Genomic DNA, 16914 nt, shown 5'->3' on the forward strand with positions numbered 1-16914 from the left:
GCGATCAACACCATGAAGCTGCTCCACATCGACTCCAGCATCCTCAGCGGCAACTCCACCTCGCGCCTGCTGACGGCCGAAACCGTGGCCGCCTGGCGCGCCGCCCATCCCGACACCACGGTCGAGTACCTCGACCTCGCGGTCGACACCCCCTCCCACTTCAGCGCCGACGCGCTCGGCATCAAGACCGGCGTGCAGGCCCAGCCGACCGAGGCCCAGCAGCGCGAGAACGCGCTGTCCGAGAAGCTGGTGAGCCAGTTCCTCGCCGCCGACGTGGTGGTCGTGGGCGCCCCGCTCTACAACTTCACCATTCCGAGCCAGCTCAAGGCCTGGATCGACCGCCTCGCGCAGGCCGGCCGCACCTTCAAGTACACCGACAAGGGCCCGGTCGGTCTCGCCGGCGGCAAGACCGTGATCGTGGCCTCGAGCCGCGGCGGCATCTACTCGACCACCGAAGGCGGCCAGGCCACCGAGCACCAGGAGAGCTACCTGAAGGTGATCTTCGGCTTCTTCGGCATCACCGACGTGCGCTTCGTGCGCGCCGAGGGCCTCGGCATGGGCGACGCGGTCAAGAACGCCGCGCTGGCCTCGGCCCGCGGCGACATCGGCACGGCGACCGCCGAAGCCGCGAACCAGAGCGTCGCGGCCCTCGCGGCCTGATGGCGGCGCGCCGTTCGCGGCGCACCCAACGACGAGCCGGCCGAAGCGCCGGCTTTTTTGTGGGCGACATCACGGCTGACATAGGCGCTTCGGCCAATGGCTGGCGCGCGGCGCGCTCGACAGAATCGCCGGATGCCCGCAGCCCGCCTTCCGGCTTCCCGCATCCCTCTTCTTCCCGCGACCGAGCCCATGGCGGCGGTCGCGCTGCTGGCGCTGTGCCTCGCCGCCTGGGCCGCCGGGCTGGCCGGCGGCTTCCAGTACGACGACCTGCCCAACATCGTGCTCGACCCGGCCACGGCCGGCGGCGAGGCCCTGCGCGAGCGGCTGGCCAACGGCTTCCGGCCGCTGCTGCGGCTGAGCTACGTCGCCGACCATGCGTTGTGGGGCTTCGAGGGCACCGGCTTCCTGGCCACCAACCTCGCGCTGCACGCGGCCACCGTGCTGGCCGTGTGGCGGCTGGCCCTCGGCCGGCTGGCCGATCCGCTGGCAGCCTTCCTGGCCGCCGCGCTGTTCGCGCTGCAGCCCGCGCACGCGGCGGTGGTGAGCTTCGCGAGCGGGCGCTCGACCGGACTGATGACGCTGGGGCTGGTGCTGGCGCTGCTGGCCCATGAACATGCCTGGCGCGAGGGCCTGGCCCGCGCGCGCCGCGCCGTCTTCGAGGCGCTGTCGCTCGTCGCCTTCGCGCTCGCGGTGTCGGCCAAGGAAGTGGCACTGGTCTATCCGCTGCTGCTGACGCTCTGGGAAGCGACCCGGCCCGGCTCCACGGCCGGCCGCATCGCGCAGCGCGTGGCCTGGCCCGCGTTCGCCGCGCTCGCCGGCGCCGCGCTGCTCTGGACCTTCGGCCCCCGGCTGCGCGAGCTGGCCGGCTACTCGCTCGCGCTGGCCGATCCCTTCGAGGCCCTGGCCCGGCATGCCGCCGCGCTGCCGCTGTCGCTCGCGCTGTGGCTGCGGCCGTGGGCGCTGTCGGTCGAGCATCCGGCGCCCGGGGTGAATGCGATGCTGCCGGGCGCGCTGGCGCTCACGGGCCTGCTGTTCGCCGCGCTCGCGCTGCGCCGGCGCTGGCCGCTCGCGACTTTGGCGCTGCTGTGGCCGCTGGCCATGCTCGCGCCGACGCACACGCTGATCGCGCGGCTCGACTGGATCGTGGAAAAGCCGCTGTACCCCGCCTGGATCGGTCCCGCACTGGCGCTGGGCGCCGTGCTCGCGGCCTGGCTGCGCCGGCCCGGCCGCGCAGTACCGGGCCTGGTCCTGCTGGCCGTGCTCACGGCCACCTGCGCCTGGCGCGCCGCCACCTGGGCCGACCCGCCCGCGCTCTGGCGCGAGGCCACCGAACGCGCGCCGCTGTCGCTGCGCGCCTGGCACAACCGCGCGCTGGCCGAATCCGCCGCGGGCCGCGATGCCGAGGCGCGTCGCAGTGTCGAAACCGCCCTGGCCCTCGATGCCGACGCGCCGCGCACCCAGGCACTGGCGCTCGCGATCTCGCTGGCGGCCAGCGACGAAGCGCCGTCACCCTCCCTTCCCTCCAGGAGCTCCCCACCGTGAAGCTGCTTCCACGCCCCTCGCGCGCGCTGGCCGCGCTGGCGCTCGCGCTCGGCTGCGCCGCCGCCCAGGCCGCGCCCGACTGCGACCGCTGCCAGGACCTGCCGCGGCTGTACCGCGAAATGCTCGAGCAGGAGTTCCTGCGCGCCAAATTCCAGAGCTGGATCGCCCAGGCCTACTACCCGCTGAGCATCGAGGCGATGCAGACACAGGCCACCAACGCGCTCACCACGGCGATGCAGGGCAACCTGTACGGCGTGCTCGCGCCGCCGGCCGGCGACGCCGGCGCGGCCGGGGCCGCGGCGCCCTCCTTCGGCACGGTGATCAGCGGCGGCAGTTGCCAGCTCGTGGAGTACGTTCCGCGCCCGGGCCAGTCGCCGGCCACACGGCCGGTGACCGAGCAGCAGATCCGGCAGAAGCTGTGCAAGCCGCTGGCCGAATTCACCATCGAGCATGAGAACACGCACATCAAGGCCTGCACGGCGGCCTACAAGGCCGGCGACAAGTCGGTCGAGTCGGTCGAATGGTTCGTGCAGAGCGACGCCCAGGCCTACGACGCCGGCGTGCGCGTGCTGCGCGACGCCATCGCGGCGCTGGCGCGCAAGTGCCAGTGGGCCGGTTCGACCAACGTGCGCAAGCCTGACAACAGCATGGTGGTGCCGACGCCCGAGGAGATCGTCACCCTGACGAAGAACGTCAAGGCCAAGGGCAGCGCGATGCGCCGCGCCACCCAATGAGCCCACATCCGGAGTCATCGCCATGAACGAAGCCCTGTTGCTGAGCGCCGCGCTGCTGATCGGCGGCCCGCGCACCGAGATCCCACCCGAGCAGGTGCTGCCGCGCTTCGAGGCCCAGTGCGTCGACGGCCGCTGGAACGCCGCCTGCCCCGGCCTGCGCGCCGAACTCGAACTGGCGCTCTACGGCGAACTGCAGGTGCTGCAGTCGCGCGGCGAGATCGACCGCGAGGTGCTGCGCAGCGCCGCGCGCGCCCGCTTCCCGATGCTGGCCGAGCTGGGCCTGCGCCGGCTGGCCAAGATCGGCTCGCCCGAGGACCGCGAGGCGGTGCTGGCCGCGCTCGACCACACCTCGCCAGGCGTGCGCGCGATCGCGCGCCAGATGCTCGAGGTGCAGGACGACCGCTTCCGCAAGGGCCTGGCACCGTGGATGCGCGCCGGCCAGCGCAACGGCTTCGGCGCGCTGGTGCCCGACGAGCAACCCGACGCCACGCGGCTGGGCCTGGCCGGTGCGGTCGGCGCGAAGGACGCGGCCACGCTGCGCTGGCGCCCGTTCGCGAGCGACGCGCGCGAGGGCCGCGCGGTCTTCACCACGCGGCTGTCGCCCGAGCAGGTGCTGCAGCTGGTGGCCAAGGGCCAGAAGAGCTTCGACGGCTCGCAGGTACCCGGCCGCAAGCAGCAGGAGGCGGCGATGAAGTCGATGGATTCGATCAAGCAGGAGCTGCAGGCCGCGGCGGCGCGCGGCGACCTCAAGGCGCTGCAGGAACTCTCGCAGCGCGTGAACCAGCAGATGCAGGCGGTGGCGCCGCCGCCCGGCGCCACCTCGCTGCGCGCGGTGGCCGAGTTCGCCACCGAGCCGGCGCAGGTGCGCTATGTGCAGTTGAACGCGACGCTGCCGCCCCGGACCAAGGACGGCAAGGCGGTCAGCAAGCCGGTCACGGCCGCCGTGGCCCGCGACGAGGCCTTCGGCGGCGAGACCGTGCTGGTGATCCTCTATTGAGGAGCCAGCCGGCCGGCCGTGCTCAGGCCGCCTTGTGGCTCTTGATCCAGCCCACGTACTTGTCCATCCAGCCCTGCAGGAACTTCTTCGAGCCTTCGTTGCCGATGTGGCCCTTGTCGTCGAACAGGTCGTCCTTGGTCTGCAGGAACACCTCGGGCGCGCCGAGCGTGGGCACGTCGAGGTAGGCCAGCACGTTGCGCAGGTGCTGCTGCGCCAGCGCGGTGCCGATGGCGCCGACCGAGATGCCGACCACGCCGGCCGGCTTGCCGGCCCAGGCGCTCTGGCCGTAGGGGCGCGAGGCATGATCGATCGCGTTCTTCAGCACGCCAGGCACCGAGCGGTTGTATTCGGGCGTGACGAACAGCAGGCCGTCGGCCGCCGCGATCTCGGTCTTCAGGCGCTTGACCGACGCCGCCTGGTTGCCGTCGTCGTCCTGGTTGTACAGCGGCAGGTCGTCGATGCGCACGTGCTCGAAGGTGAAGTCCTCGGGCGCCAGCTTGGCCAGCGCGAGTGCCAGTTTCTGGTTGAACGAGTCCTTGCGCAGGCTGCCGACGATGACGGCGATCCGGGTCTGGGCCATGGATGAAGCTCCTTGAATGAGAGAGTCGTAGTGACGGAGTGTCGAATGACGCTGGCGATTATGCGAAGCGTTCAAGACCTTTTATCAAAAAGCCCATGGCGCGGGGACCGCACCGGCCGGCGCATGAGCAAATGCGAAAAGCTTCGTCGCGCGCCGCGCTCGCCGGCCGTAGAGTCGCCGCCCTTTCAGCTCTCGCCATTCACCCATGACCTCCCTCCTCTCGCGCCGCGCCATGCTGCGTACCGGCGCGGCCGCCGTCGCCATCGCGGCCGCCACGCCGCTGTTCGCCCAGACCCGCGCCAAGACGCTGCGCATCGGCTACCAGAAGTTCAACACGCTCAACATCCTCAAGGGCACGGGCCGGCTCGAACAGGCGCTCGCGCCCGCGGGCGTGAAGGTGGAATGGGCCGAGTTCCTCGGCGGTGCGCAGCTGTCGGAAGCGCTGGCCGCCGGTGCCATCGACTTCGGCCATGCCTCCGACGGCATCGGCGTGTTCCAGCAGACCAGCGGCAAGGGCCTCGTCTACCTCGCGGCCGAGAGCCCCTACCCCGGCGGCGTCGGCTTCCTGGTGCCGCGCGATTCGCCGATCCGCTCCGTGCGCGATCTCAAGGGCCAGAAGGTGGTCACGGGCCGCGGCTACAACACGCAGTACGTGCTGATCCGTGCGCTCGAGGCCGCCGGCCTGCGCTACGAGGACATCGAGCCGGTCTACATCGTCACCGCCTCCGACACCGTGGCGGCCTACCAGTCGGGCAGCGTGGCGGCCATCGGCCTGTGGGACCCGTTCCTGGCCGGCGCGCAGCAGGCCACCGAATCGCGCCTGCTGTTCGACGGCACCGGCCTCAGCGGCAACCGCACCTACCACTTCGCGCAGCCCGGGTTCGCGCGCGCCAATGCCGAGCTGCTGCGCACCGTGTTCGCCGAGCTGCGCAAGACCAACGACTGGGCCCAGGCCCATCCCGCCGAGGTGGTGGCCACCCTGGCGCCGCAGCTCAAGGTCGAGCCCAAGGTGCTGGCGCTCGCGACCGAACGGCGTCAATATGGCGTGGTCGCGCTCACGCCGGCCATCGCCCGCGAACAGCAGGGGCTGGCCGACGTGTTCGCGCAGCTCAAGCTCATTCCCAAACCGATCGAGGTGAAGGACGCCTTCCTGGACCTGAACCTCGTCTGACACCGCTGCCCTCTTGACTTCCAGCTCCTACCACGACGTCATCGTCATCGGCCTCGGCGCCCTCGGCGCCGCCACGCTCCACCAGCTCTCGCAACGCGGCGCGCGCGTGCTCGGCATCGACCAGTTCGCGCCGCCGCACGAGCTCGGCTCCTCGCATGGCGATTCGCGCATCACGCGGCTCGCGATCGGCGAAGGCGACGAGTGCGTGCCCTTCGTGCAGCGCTCGCACGCCATCTGGCGCGAGCTCGAGGCGCGCACCGGCAAGTCGTTGATGACCACCACCGGCGGCCTGGTGCTGGCGCCGCAGGGCCGGGTGGCCGAGCACCACGGCAAGCCCGACTTCGTGCGCCGCACCATCGCCTGCGCCGAGCGTTTCGGCATCGCGCACGAGGTGCTCGACGCGGCCGGCATCCGCGCGCGCTTCCCGCAGTTCCAGCTGCAGGGCGACGAGATCGGCTATCACGAGCGCGAGGCCGGCTTCGTGCGGCCCGAGGCGGCGATCGAGGCCCAGCTCGCGGTGGCGCGCGCCTCGGGCGCGCAGGTGCGCACCGGAGAGAAGGTGCTGGCCGTCGAGCCCGTGGGCAACGGCGACACCGTGCGCGTGCGCACCCAAACAGCGAGCTTCGAGGCCGGGCGCGTCGTGGTCGCGGCCGGTGCCTGGCTGCCCGAGTTCCTGGGCCGGCAGGCGCGCGCCGACTGGCAGCGCGACTTCTCGGTGCACCGCCAGGTCATGCACTGGTTCGACACCGGCGCGGCCGCCGCCGACTTCGCGCCCGGCCGCTTCCCGGTCTTCATCTGGATGTTCGGCGACGGGCCCGAGGACTACATGTACGGCTTTCCCTCCTCCGACCCCGCGCAGCCCGCGCTCAAGGTCGCGACCGAGCAGTACGTGGAGGCCACCACGCCCGACGCCATCGACCGCAGCGTGCGGCCCGAGGAAAGCGCCGCGATGTTCCGCGAGCGCGTGGCCGGGCGCTTCCCGCAGATCGAGGGCCGCGCGCTCAAGGCCCGCGCCTGCATGTACACCGTGACGCCCGACCGCCGCTTCGTCATCGACGCGCTCGACGGCCTGCCCGGCGTGCTGGTGGTCTCGGCCTGCTCGGGCCATGGCTTCAAGCACTCGGCCGGGCTCGGCGACGCCATCGCCGATCATGTGCTGGGGCGCGCGAGCACGCTCGACCTCTCGCCCTTTGCCCGCCAGCGCCTGCTGGAGAAGCCAGGAGCGTAGAGCAGCCTCGCACGATCTTCGGCATCATCGCCGCCGGTTCTTCGTCTGATTCAGGAGCAAGCGCGATGAGATTTCTGGTGGTGGGTGCCGGCGCACTCGGTGGTTATTTCGGTGGCCGCCTGCTGGCGGCGGGACGCGACGTCACTTTCCTGCTGCGCGCGCGGCGCGCGGCGCAGATCGCGGCCACCGGCCTCGTGATCCAGAGCCCGCAGGGCAACCTGCACATTCCCTCGCCGCCCCACGTGTCGGCCGAGAGCATCGGCGGCCCCTACGACGTGGTCGTGGTCGGCAGCAAGGCCTACGACCTGGCATCGACCATGGACTCGTTCGCGCCCGCCGTCGGCCCCGAGACGGTGATCCTGCCGCTGCTCAACGGCATGCAGCACATCGACGCCCTGGTCGAGCGTTTCGGCGAGGCGCGCGTGCTCGGCGGCCTGTGCCTGATCTCGGCCACGCTCGACGACGAGGGCCGGGTGCTGCACCTCAACGACTCGCACGGCCTCACCTACGGCGACCGCGCCGGCGGCATCCCGCCGCGCATCCAGGCGATCCAGCAGCAGTTCGAGGGCGCCGGCTTCGAAGCCAAGGCCAGCGACAACGTGCTGCAGGACATGTGGGAGAAGTGGGTCTTCATCGCCTCGATCGCCGGCCTCACGAGCCTGATGCGCGGCTCCATCGGCGACGTGGTCGCCGCGGGCGGCCAGGACGTGGCGCTGGCCCTGTTCGACGAATGCGCCGCCATCGCCGCGCACAACGGCTTCAGGGTGCGCCCCGGCGCCGTCGAGCGCGGCCACGCCTTCATGACCGCGGCCGGCTCGCCGATCACCGCCTCGATGTACAAGGACCTCGCGCGCGGCGGTGCCGTCGAGGCCGACCACATCCTCGGCGACCTGCTGAGCCGCGCACCGCAGCCGGCACCCGCCGTGCCCTCGGTGCTGCGCGTGGCCTATGTGCACCTCAAGGCCTACGAGGTGCAGCGCGCCCGCGCGCAGGCGGCGAACTGAGCCTTTGGCCGGCGCGCGCCGAGTATCTATTCACGAATCCATTCAGCTTCCCGGGTTTCCCCAGCGAAAACCCGCGTGAAGTCGCGCGATTTATCTATTCACCTTGCTATTCACGGGGCCGCCCCGCTGAATGGCAAAGGCGAGCGCGCGCGCCCCGTCAATCCGACTTGAGAATCGTCTCCCCCTTCAACATCCCCATGTCCCGGATGTTGTCGCGGTGCCGCTTCCAGCCGGCCCAGGTGCGGCGCGGGTGCATCGCCGAGATGAAGTAGTACAGCAGCTTGAACATCCGCAGCGCGCCCCAGAACGGCGTGCCGCGGTAGATGTCGCCGGCCAGCAGCGACATCAGGCCCTCCTTCACGCGGAAGGGGTTGCCCGGGTACATGAACATCTCGCGGATGGTCGGGTTGGTCACGCGGTAGATGAACCACGAGTACTCGCGCGGGCCCTTGCGCATCATGGCTTCGAAGTCGGCGCGCGCGCCCGCGTACTCCATCGGGCGGTCGAGCGCCTTGGCCACGGCCTCGGCGCCGTCGAAGGCGCTGTGCATCGCGAGGTAGACGCCCGAGGAGAACATCGGGTCGATGAAGGTGAAGGCGTCGCCGAGCATCAGGTAGCGGTCGCCGGTGGCGTGGGTGCTCGAATACGAGAAGTTGCCCGTGGCATGCACCGCGTCGTCGACCAGCTCGGCGTCCTTCAGTCGCTCGACCAGCACCGGGCACAGCGCGATGGTGTCGTAGAAGAAGTCCTTGAGCGGCTTGTCGCGCGACTTCAGGTAGTAGGGCCAGCAGACCGCGCCCACGCTGGTGGTGCCGTCGGCCAGCGGAATGAACCAGAACCAGCCGTGCGGGAACCAGCAGATGCTGATGTTGCCTTCCTTGCGGCCCTCGAGCCGCTTCGCGTTGCGGAAATGGCCGAACAGCGCGGTGCTGTTGTGCTCGGGGTTCTTCTGCTTGCAGCGGAACTGGTTGGCCAGCAGGGTGTCGCGGCCGGTGGCGTCGACCACGAAGCGCGCGCGCCAGCTGCGGCGCTCGCCGTCGTCCATCTGCGCGCGCACCGTGGCGCCATCGGCGTCGAAGCGCACGTCGCGCACCTTGCAGCCCTCGAGCGCCTCGGCGCCGCGCGCCGCCGCGTTGCGGAACAGGATCTCGTCGAGGTCGGAGCGGCGCACCTGCCAGGCCGAGTCGAGCGACTTGTCCCAGCCCTCGGCGAAATCGACGTAGCTGCGGTGCTCGTGATCAGGCGAGACGAACTCGATGCCGAACTTCGGCATGCCGATCTTCTCGACCTGGTCGCGCACCCCGAGCTTCTCGAACAGCTCGACGTTGCCGGGCAGCAGCGATTCGCCGATGTGGAAGCGCGGATGGTGCTCCTTCTCGAGCAGCACCACCTTGCGGCCCTGCCGGGCCAGCAGCGCGGCGATGGTGGAGCCGGCCGGACCGCCACCCACGACGAGCACGTCGCAGGATTCATCGGTGGCCGGGGAGGCGGAAGCGGGGGCGGGAGACTGGGACATGCGAGGGGCGGGCTGCGTTGTCGACGACCGCAAAGCATAGCCTGTGCGTCGCTGACTCCGCAAAGTCGGCTAAGCGGCGGCCGCCGCCCGGCGGCACACTGCGGGGCATGACCGCACCCCGCGCCGAACACGACTACCGCGAACGCGTGGCGCGCGCCGTCGCGGCCATCGTGGCCGACCCGATGGCGGACCACCGGCTCGAGGACCTGGCGGCGCTCGCGCATTTCTCGCCCTTCCACTTCCACCGCATCTACCAGAGCATCGCGGGCGAGACCGTGGCCGCCACGGTGCGGCGCGTGCGCCTCGCCATGGCCACGCGGCTGCTGGCGCGCGGCGGCCAGAGCATCACGGACGTGGCGCTGGCCGTGGGCTACGAGAGCCCGCAGGCCTTCACGCGTGCCTTCGGCCAGTTCACCGGGCAATCGCCGCGCGAATTCCAGCAGCAGATGCACGCGGTGGTGCTCGATGCGATGCCCGTGGCACGGAACCGGAGCGACGAGACGCCGCCCGCCGTGCGGATCGTCGAGCGCCCGGCGCAGCCGGTGCAGGCGCTGCGCCACCACGGGCCGGCCTCCACCATCCCGCACACGCACCGGCGGCTGCGCGCCCGGCTGGGTTCGCGCCGCGTGTCGGGCTGGTTCGGCATCTCCTGCGGCAATCCCGATGCGCGGCCGGATTTCCGCTACTACGTGGCGGCGGCCTCGCCCGATCCCTGGCCGGCCGGCGACGCGGAGATCGAGGCCTTCGACATGCCGGGCGGCCTCTACGCGGTGCACACGCTCGCCGGGCCCTACACGCGCATCAACGCCGCCGTCTACGCGCTCTACGCACGCTGGCTGCCCGGCAGCGGCTACGAGCCCGACGACCGGCCCACGCTCGAGCACTACCTGAACTCGCCGCGCCAGGTCGCGCCGGCAGCGTTGCGCACCGACCTGCTGATTCCGATCCGTCCCGCCGGCCGATCCCGGCCTTCACTGCCGCCATGAACCTCCTTCGCTTCCTGCTTCCCCTCGCGCTGGGCCTGGGAGCGGCCTGCACCCAGGCCGCGGGCTTCAGCCCCCTCGAGATACCGGCCGATGCCGATGGCCCGGCGCTGCGCGGCGCGGTATGGACGCCTTGCGCCGCGCCCGACGGCCAGGTCCAGCTCGAGCGCGCCACGCTGCCCGGCGTGCGCGACTGCCCGCTCGCGGGCGACCGGCTGCCGCTGGTGGTGTTGTCGCACGGCTACGGCGGCTCCTTCCTCGGCCACCACGACACGGCCGAGGCCCTCGCGAACGCGGGCTTCGTCGTCGCCGCGATCAACCACTCGGACGACAACTTCCGCATCCGCGGCGGCCCCGAGGACAGCATCGTGGCGCTCGCGACGCGCACCACCGACATCCGCCGCCTGGTCGACCACATGCTCGCGCGCTGGCCCTCGCATGCGAAGCTCGCGGCCGGCAAGGTCGGCTTCTACGGCTTCTCGCGCGGCGGCTACACGGGCCTGGTGCTGATCGGCGCGCGGCCCGATTTCGAGAAGCTGCCGCCGCTGCCCGGCTCGCCCTGCAGCGCGGCGCCGCAGGGCCCGGAATGCACGGCCATGCGGCAGCGCTTTCGCGCATTGCTCGCGGCACCGCTGGCGCACGACGAACGCATCCAGGCCGCGGTGATCGCCGATCCGCTCAGCACGCTGTTCGATGCCGAGGGCCTGAAACAGGTGAAGGTGCCGGTGCAGCTCTGGGCCTCGGCTTATGGCGGCGATGGCGTCACGCCCGACAACGTGGCGGCCGTGCGGCGCAACCTGCCGACGGCCCCGGACTGGCGCGTGGCCGACAAGGCCGGCCATTTCGGCTTTCTCGCGCCCTGCTCCGCCGCGCAGCTCGCGGCCAATCCGGAGATCTGCCGCGACGGCCCGGGCTTCGACCGCGCGGCCTTCCATGCGGCCTTCAACGCCGAGGTGCTGGCCTTCTTCAGGCTGCACCTCGGGTCGTCGAACTAGCCTGAGCGCCGCCGGCCCGCGAGCCGCCGCACCACCGCCACGAGCCGGTCGATCTCGTCGAAGGTGTTGTAGAAGGCCAGCGAGGGCCGCACCGTGGTCTCGACGCCGAAGCGGCGCAGGATCGGCTGCGCGCAATGGTGGCCGGTGCGCACCGCGATGCCTTCCTCGTTGAGCGCCTGGCCCACCTCCTCGGTGCTGTAGCCATCGAGCACGAAGGACATCACGCTGGCCTTGTCCGCCGCGGTGCCGATCAGCCGCACGCCTGGAATCGCGCCGAGCTGCGCCATGCCGTAGACCAGCAGGTCGTGCTCGTAGCGCGCGATGTTCTCGATGCCGACCTTGTCGACGTAATCGATCGCCGCGCCCAGGCCCACCGCGTCGGCGATGTTGCCAGTGCCGGCCTCGAACTTATTCGGGATCGGCTGGAACACGGTCTTCTCGAAGGTCACGTCGGCGATCATGTTGCCGCCGCCCTGCCACGGCGGCATGTCCTCGAGCACCTCGCGCTTGCCCCACACCACGCCGATGCCGGTGGGCCCGAACACCTTGTGGCCCGAGAACACGAAGAAGTCGGCGCCGATGTCCTGCACGTCCACGCGCATGTGCGAGACCGACTGCGCGCCGTCGACCAGCGCCTTCGCGCCCACGCGGTGCGCCAGCTCGACGACCTCCTTCACCGGCACCACGGTGCCCAGCGCGTTCGAGACCTGCGTGACGGCGACGATCTTCGTACGGTCGTTGAGCAGCTTGCGGTACTCGTCGAGCAGCACCTGGCCCGAGTCGTCGACCGGGATCACGCGCAGCTTCGCGCCCTTGGCGGCGGCGAGCTGCTGCCACGGCACGATGTTGGCGTGGTGCTCGAGGTTCGAGACGACGATCTCGTCGCCCTCGCCCACGTGCTGGCCGCCCCAGCTCCTGGCCACCAGGTTGATGGCCTCGGTGGTGCCGCGCACGAAGATCACTTCCTCGACCTCGGGCGCGTTGATGAACTTGCGCACGCGCTCCCGCGCGCCTTCGTAGGCGTCGGTGGCGCGCGCGGCCAGCTCGTGCGCCGCGCGGTGGATGTTCGAGTTCTCGTGCGCGTAGAAGTAGGCGATGCGGTCGATCACCGACTGCGGCTTGTGCGTGGTGGCCGCGTTGTCGAACCACACGAGCTGCCTGCCGTTCACGCGCTCCTGCAGGATCGGGAAGTCGCGCCGCACGGCGTTGACGTCGAACGGCGGATGCTGGCCGCTGCCGGCCAGCGGCACCGCCTCGGGTCCGCGCGGATCGGCCTTGGCCGGCGTGACGAAGCCGCTGGGCAGCCGCACCGCGTCGACGAAGTAGAACTGCGCGTCACGGCCGTGGACGGGCACGGGCGGTACCGACGGTGGCGCGGCGGGCTCGCGCGACACGGCCAGCGCCGCGAGGTCGGCGAAGGGATCGTGCACCGCGAAGCCGCCGGCACCGGCCGGCTGGCCATGGCTGCCGCCGAGGAAGTAGTACGGCGAGGCGGCGCTCGATGCGGCCTGCGAAGGCTGCACCGGCGGCACGCCGAGCACGTGGCCGCCCGAGCGCGGCTCGAAGGCCGGCGCCACCGACAGCACCGTATCGGGCACGCCGTTGCCGGCCACCGCATGCGGCAGCAGCGCGGGCGCGCGGTTCGCGAGCGAAGGCAGTTGCGTGGGCGAGGCCGGCAGCAGGTTGGTGCCCGGCACCTGCCCCTGCGGGATCGGCGTGCCCGGCACGCCGGGCCCGAAGCCGGCCGGGCTCACGAGCGGCGAACCCGGCGGCGCGATGTTGGCGGGGAACTGCGCGCCCGGCAGCGAAGCCGGCGGCGTGCCCGGCAGCGCCGCGAACATCGCGCTCGCCATGCGCGCGAGGATCGCCGGATCGAACGGCGCCTCGCCCGGAGTCGTGGGAGTGTTCACCGCGGCTTACTTGTAGGTGTCGGGATAGTCGTGGTACTTGCCGATCTCGACGTCGTCGAGCACCGCCAGCGCATCGGTGGTCAGCACCGCGAGCGAGCAGTACAGCGAGATCAGGTACGACGCGATCGCATGGTTGTTGATGCCCATGAAGCGCACCGACAGGCCCGGGCTCTGTTCGCCCGCGAGGCCCGGCTGGAACAGGCCGACCACGCCCTGGCGCTTGTCGCCCACGCGCAGCAGCAGGATCTTGCTCTTGCCGTCGGCCACCGGCACCTTGTTCGACGGGATCAGCGGAATGCCGCGCCAGGTGATGAACTGCGAGCCGAACAGGCTCACGGTCGGCGGCGGCGTGCCGCGGCGCGTGGCTTCGCGGCCGAAGGCGGCGATCGCCAGCGGGTGTGTCAGGAAGAAGGCCGGCTCCTTCCAGACCTTGGTCAGCAGCTCGTCGAGGTCGTCGGGCGTGGGCGCGCCGGTCAGCGGGAAGATGCGCTGCTCTTCGCTGACCTGGGCCAGCAGGCCGTAGTCGGGGTTGTTGATGAGCTCGCTCTCCTGGTTCTCCTTGATCGTCTCGATCGTCAGGCGCAGCTGTTCCTTGATCTGGTCGTGCGGGCTGCTGTAGAGGTCGGAGATGCGGGTATGCACGTCGAGCACGGTGCTCACGGCATTGAGGTAGTGCTCGCGCGGGTTCTCCTCGTAGTCGACGAAGGTGCGCGGCAGCTGGTTCTCTTCCTCGCGCGAGGTGCAGGTGACCTTGATGGCCTCGGGGTTCCTGACCTTGTTGACGCGGTAGATGCCCGCCTCCACCGGCACCCATTGCAGCAGGTGCGTGAGCCAGCGCGGGCTGATGGTCTCGAGCTGGGGAACGGTCTTGGTGGCATTGGCCAGCTGCCTGGCGGCGTTGTCGCCGAGCGCGGTGGTTCCACCGACGGTTGCGGTCATGAAGAAAACTCCGATGTGATCAGGCCCACCGGGTCACCGCGAGCGGTGCCGGCGACTCCGAAAGGCCGTGGGAATGAAGAAAAGGGACGAACGCGACTGACGGCGGGAGTGTCCCGGCGCCAAGGGTTTCCCCTCAACAGGCTATAGCCGCCAAGTTGATCCGGCGTGCCAGGCGCGACTGGCCGAGCTGCTCGCAGCGCGACAGCAGATGCACGATGTTGATCTCGAGCGCGGTGGCGAGCTTGTGCGCGGTGACGATCGAGGGGATGACGCGGCCGCGCTCCACCTCGCCCACGTAGGAGCGGTTGAGGTCCGAGCGCTCCGCGAGCTGCTCCTGCGACCAGCCATGGGCCTCGCGCAACTGCCGCACGGCCACCCCGAAATCTTCGACGAATGCATTCATGGTGTGTTCACCCCCTCGGTGCGTTGTTCTTCTGCAGGCTGGCCTGCGTGACGCTCGCGCCCGGCGGCACGTCGTCGGTGATCCAGACATTGCCGCCGATGACGGCCCCCTTGCCGAGCGTGACGCGCCCGAGGATGGTGGCGCCGGCGTAGATCACGACGTCGTCCTCCACCACCGGATGGCGCGGCAGGCCCTTCTGCAGGTTGCCCTCGGTGTCGGTCGGAAAGCGCTTGGCGCCCAGCGTCACGGCCTGGTAGAGCCGCACGCGCTTGCCGATGACTGCGGTCTCGCCGATCACGACACCGGTGCCGTGGTCGATGAAGAAGCCGGCATCGATGCGCGCGCCCGGATGGATGTCGATGCCGGTCTGCCCGTGCGCGAGTTCGGCCACGATGCGCGCCAGCAGCGGCAGGTCGAGGCTGTAGAGCTCGTGCGCGAGCCGGTGATGGATCATCGCGAGCACGCCCGGATAGCACAGCAGCACCTCGTCGACGCTGCGCGCGGCCGGGTCGCCCTGATAGGCCGCGAGCACGTCGCTGTCGAGCAACCGGCGCAGCTCGGGCAGGCGGTTCGCGAAGCTGCGCACCGCCGCGGTGGCGGCCTCGTCGATCTCGCTGGCGCTGCGCGGTGCATGGCGCGCGTTGAAATGCAGCTCCAGCCGCGCCTGCGACAGCAGCGCCTGCAAGGCGGCGTCGAGCGTATGACCGACATAGAAATCCTCGCTCTCGTGGCGCAGGTCGTGCGGGCCGAGCCGCATCGGAAACAGCGCGCCCTTGAGCGATTCCACGATATGGGCCAGTGCGTCGCGCGAGGGGAACTCGCGCGCGCCGGGTTCGCGCGAGCGACGCTGCAGGTCGCGCCATTCGTTGCGCACCGCATGCAGCGCGGCAACGATCTCCGCGACTTCGAAATGGGCCATGGGCCGTTCTTCCTTCCGTGCGTGGGGAGAAATCAGTCCTGCACCCACGGCAGGCCATGGAAGCGCCAGCCGTCGGCGCCGCCGCGATGCTGCTGCGCGTCGATCTCGCCCTCGAAGCCCTCGAGCACGTTGTAGACCTGCGAGAAGCCGGCCTTGGCGGCGGCCTCGGCCGCGAGCGCCGAGCGCTTGCCGCTGCGGCACAGCAGCAGCACCACGGCATCCTTGCCGCCGTCCTTCGCGAGCCTGGCCTCGAGTTCGCGCACGAAGCGCGGATTGCGCGTGAGCGCGGTGCCGGTGGCCCAGGCCACGTGCAGGCTCTCGGGCACGTGGCCGACGAACTTGCGTTCCTCGCCCGAGCGCACGTCGACCAGTACCGCCTTGCCTTGCTGCACCAGTTGCCAGGCCACGGGCGGCGTCACGCCGCCGGCATGGGGCCAGCCGGCTTCGGCGGCATGGGCGCGCGCCTTCTCGAGCGCTTCGGGCAGGACGAGGTCTTCAACTTCCACGGACATGGTGTGCGGGCTCCTGGTGTGCGTTGCTGTGTGGATGCATGCGCCGCTGGTGGCGATGACCATCACTGTAGGAGCGGGCCCGCGATCCTCAAACGACTGAAAAGTCGGTTCCTAACAACCGAGCGTTCTAAGCCTCATTCGGGGGTGCTGAAGGAAAGCTGAAGCCACCGCGCGCGACCCGCGCTAGAGTCGCCGCCCCACCGCTTCGGGAGTGCCTTCATGCAACGCAGATCCCTCTGGCCACTGGCCCCGCTGGCCCTGCTGTCGGGCATCGCCGGGCTGCCCGGCGGCGCGTTCGCCGCGCGCGCGATATCGAACATCGCCTACGTCGTGGCCGGCCCCGATGGTGTCTTCTATGCCCGATGCATACCCGACTCCGACACGGGCGACGCCGGCATGACCACGGTCTACCGGGTCCGCAGGAACGGCGACGAAGCCGTCGACCGCTATCCCTGGTTCAACCCGGGCCGCCTGCTGCTGGCATGGAGCCCCATCGCCGGCCAGGTCGCGCTGATGCGGCTCGACCGGGAGCTGGAGCCTTCGTCCGCGGACCCGCAGGCCGCGTTCGGCTTCTACCTCGGCGGCCGGTTGCTGAAGACCTGGACCACGCGCGAGCTGATCGCGCTGGGCGCCGAGTTCGGGCCCACCTACGAGGTGCCCTCGGGACGCGCCGGTTACAAGGTGCTCGGCGCGCGCCAGCAGGGGCTGACAAACGATTACGTCTTCGTGATCCGGATCGGCGAGACCGAGCACGCCTTCGATATCCTGACGGGCCTGCCCTGGCGCGCCAGCAGGACCACCTCCTGAACCCCGACGACCTC

The 16914-nt window shown here is 70.8% G+C and carries 17 protein-coding genes; 10 read left to right on the forward strand and 7 right to left on the reverse strand.

The features are described 5' to 3' along the window. The first annotated feature begins 12 nt into the window (after positions 1 to 12). From ACEN9J_RS06750 to ACEN9J_RS06765, 4 genes are all read left to right on the forward strand, one after another. Positions 13 to 660: an FMN-dependent NADH-azoreductase gene (locus tag ACEN9J_RS06750; RefSeq protein WP_057593400.1), complete on the forward strand. Its 648-nt coding sequence runs from the start codon at positions 13 to 15 to the stop codon at positions 658 to 660. Between the two features lie 132 nt (positions 661 to 792). Next, positions 793 to 2202, forward strand: a complete 1410-nt coding sequence (locus ACEN9J_RS06755; protein WP_413763649.1) for a hypothetical protein — start codon at positions 793 to 795, stop codon at positions 2200 to 2202. Then, on the forward strand, positions 2199 to 2936 hold the full coding sequence (locus tag ACEN9J_RS06760) for a hypothetical protein (RefSeq protein ID WP_057593369.1): 738 nt from the start codon (positions 2199 to 2201) through the stop codon (positions 2934 to 2936). The genes ACEN9J_RS06755 and ACEN9J_RS06760 overlap by 4 nt, the downstream gene beginning before the upstream one ends. Positions 2937 to 2958: 22 nt before the next feature. Beyond that, on the forward strand, positions 2959 to 3933 hold the full coding sequence (locus ACEN9J_RS06765) for a hypothetical protein (RefSeq protein WP_413763650.1): 975 nt from the start codon (positions 2959 to 2961) through the stop codon (positions 3931 to 3933). Between the two features lie 22 nt (positions 3934 to 3955). Here ACEN9J_RS06765 and ACEN9J_RS06770 read toward each other — a convergent pair whose 3' ends face one another. Continuing rightward, positions 3956 to 4513, reverse strand: a complete 558-nt coding sequence (locus tag ACEN9J_RS06770) for an NADPH-dependent FMN reductase (protein ID WP_057593371.1) — start codon at positions 4511 to 4513, stop codon at positions 3956 to 3958. Between the two features lie 205 nt (positions 4514 to 4718). Between ACEN9J_RS06770 and ACEN9J_RS06775 the strand changes: the two genes are divergently transcribed. The 3 genes from ACEN9J_RS06775 to ACEN9J_RS06785 all read left to right on the forward strand — a co-directional run bounded on the left by ACEN9J_RS06775 (position 4719) and on the right by ACEN9J_RS06785 (position 7916). Then, entirely contained in the window at positions 4719 to 5684 is a 966-nt protein-coding gene (locus tag ACEN9J_RS06775; protein ID WP_413763651.1) for an aliphatic sulfonate ABC transporter substrate-binding protein, read from the forward strand. Between the two features lie 13 nt (positions 5685 to 5697). Beyond that, positions 5698 to 6912 carry an N-methyl-L-tryptophan oxidase gene (gene solA, locus ACEN9J_RS06780; RefSeq protein WP_413763652.1) on the forward strand — a complete coding sequence of 405 codons (1215 nt, stop codon included), beginning with the start codon at positions 5698 to 5700 and terminating at the stop codon, positions 6910 to 6912. 65 nt (positions 6913 to 6977) lie between these two features. Then, positions 6978 to 7916, forward strand: a complete 939-nt coding sequence (locus ACEN9J_RS06785) for a ketopantoate reductase family protein (protein WP_413763653.1) — start codon at positions 6978 to 6980, stop codon at positions 7914 to 7916. A 157-nt stretch (positions 7917 to 8073) separates the two neighbouring features. Here the strand turns inward: ACEN9J_RS06785 and ACEN9J_RS06790 are convergent, their stop codons facing one another. After that, entirely contained in the window at positions 8074 to 9432 is a 1359-nt protein-coding gene (locus tag ACEN9J_RS06790) for an NAD(P)/FAD-dependent oxidoreductase (protein WP_057593375.1), read from the reverse strand. Between the two features lie 107 nt (positions 9433 to 9539). Between ACEN9J_RS06790 and ACEN9J_RS06795 the strand changes: the two genes are divergently transcribed. Together ACEN9J_RS06795 and ACEN9J_RS06800 are read left to right on the forward strand one after the other, a co-directional pair. Beyond that, entirely contained in the window at positions 9540 to 10418 is an 879-nt protein-coding gene (locus ACEN9J_RS06795; RefSeq protein WP_413763654.1) for an AraC family transcriptional regulator, read from the forward strand. Beyond that, the gene (locus ACEN9J_RS06800) at positions 10415 to 11410 is read left to right on the forward strand and encodes an alpha/beta hydrolase family protein (RefSeq protein ID WP_413763655.1); all 996 of its coding nucleotides are present in this window, start codon (positions 10415 to 10417) and stop codon (positions 11408 to 11410) included. Before ACEN9J_RS06795 ends, ACEN9J_RS06800 begins: the two co-directional genes overlap by 4 nt. On the opposite strand, the gene ACEN9J_RS06805 is transcribed toward ACEN9J_RS06800, so the two are convergent. From ACEN9J_RS06805 to ACEN9J_RS06825, 5 genes are all read right to left on the reverse strand, one after another. Continuing rightward, positions 11407 to 13263, reverse strand: coding sequence for a family 2A encapsulin nanocompartment cargo protein cysteine desulfurase (locus tag ACEN9J_RS06805; RefSeq protein WP_413764549.1), 1857 nt, complete (start codon positions 13261 to 13263; stop codon positions 11407 to 11409). The two genes, ACEN9J_RS06800 and ACEN9J_RS06805, sit on opposite strands and share 4 nt — an antisense overlap. 63 nt (positions 13264 to 13326) lie before the next feature. Continuing rightward, complete coding sequence (locus ACEN9J_RS06810) at positions 13327 to 14259, reverse strand: family 2A encapsulin nanocompartment shell protein (protein WP_057593378.1); 933 nt, start codon at positions 14257 to 14259, stop codon at positions 13327 to 13329. Positions 14260 to 14392: 133 nt separating this feature from the next. Further along, positions 14393 to 14662, reverse strand: a complete 270-nt coding sequence (locus ACEN9J_RS06815) for a helix-turn-helix domain-containing protein (protein ID WP_057593379.1) — start codon at positions 14660 to 14662, stop codon at positions 14393 to 14395. A gap of 7 nt (positions 14663 to 14669) precedes the next feature. After that, positions 14670 to 15581 carry a serine O-acetyltransferase EpsC gene (epsC, locus tag ACEN9J_RS06820; RefSeq protein ID WP_261205920.1) on the reverse strand — a complete coding sequence of 304 codons (912 nt, stop codon included), beginning with the start codon at positions 15579 to 15581 and terminating at the stop codon, positions 14670 to 14672. A gap of 32 nt (positions 15582 to 15613) precedes the next feature. After that, positions 15614 to 16093 (reverse strand): rhodanese-like domain-containing protein, encoded by a 480-nt coding sequence (locus tag ACEN9J_RS06825; RefSeq protein ID WP_413763656.1) that lies wholly within the window; start codon positions 16091 to 16093, stop codon positions 15614 to 15616. 219 nt (positions 16094 to 16312) lie between these two features. On the opposite strand from ACEN9J_RS06825, the gene ACEN9J_RS06830 reads away from it, so the two are divergent. Then, positions 16313 to 16900, forward strand: coding sequence for a hypothetical protein (locus tag ACEN9J_RS06830; RefSeq protein ID WP_413763657.1), 588 nt, complete (start codon positions 16313 to 16315; stop codon positions 16898 to 16900). The last annotated feature ends 14 nt before the right edge of the window (positions 16901 to 16914 follow it).

Origin of the sequence: Variovorax sp. Varisp41 (assembly GCF_047325085.1) — a bacterium.
GTDB lineage: Bacteria > Pseudomonadota > Gammaproteobacteria > Burkholderiales > Burkholderiaceae_C > Variovorax.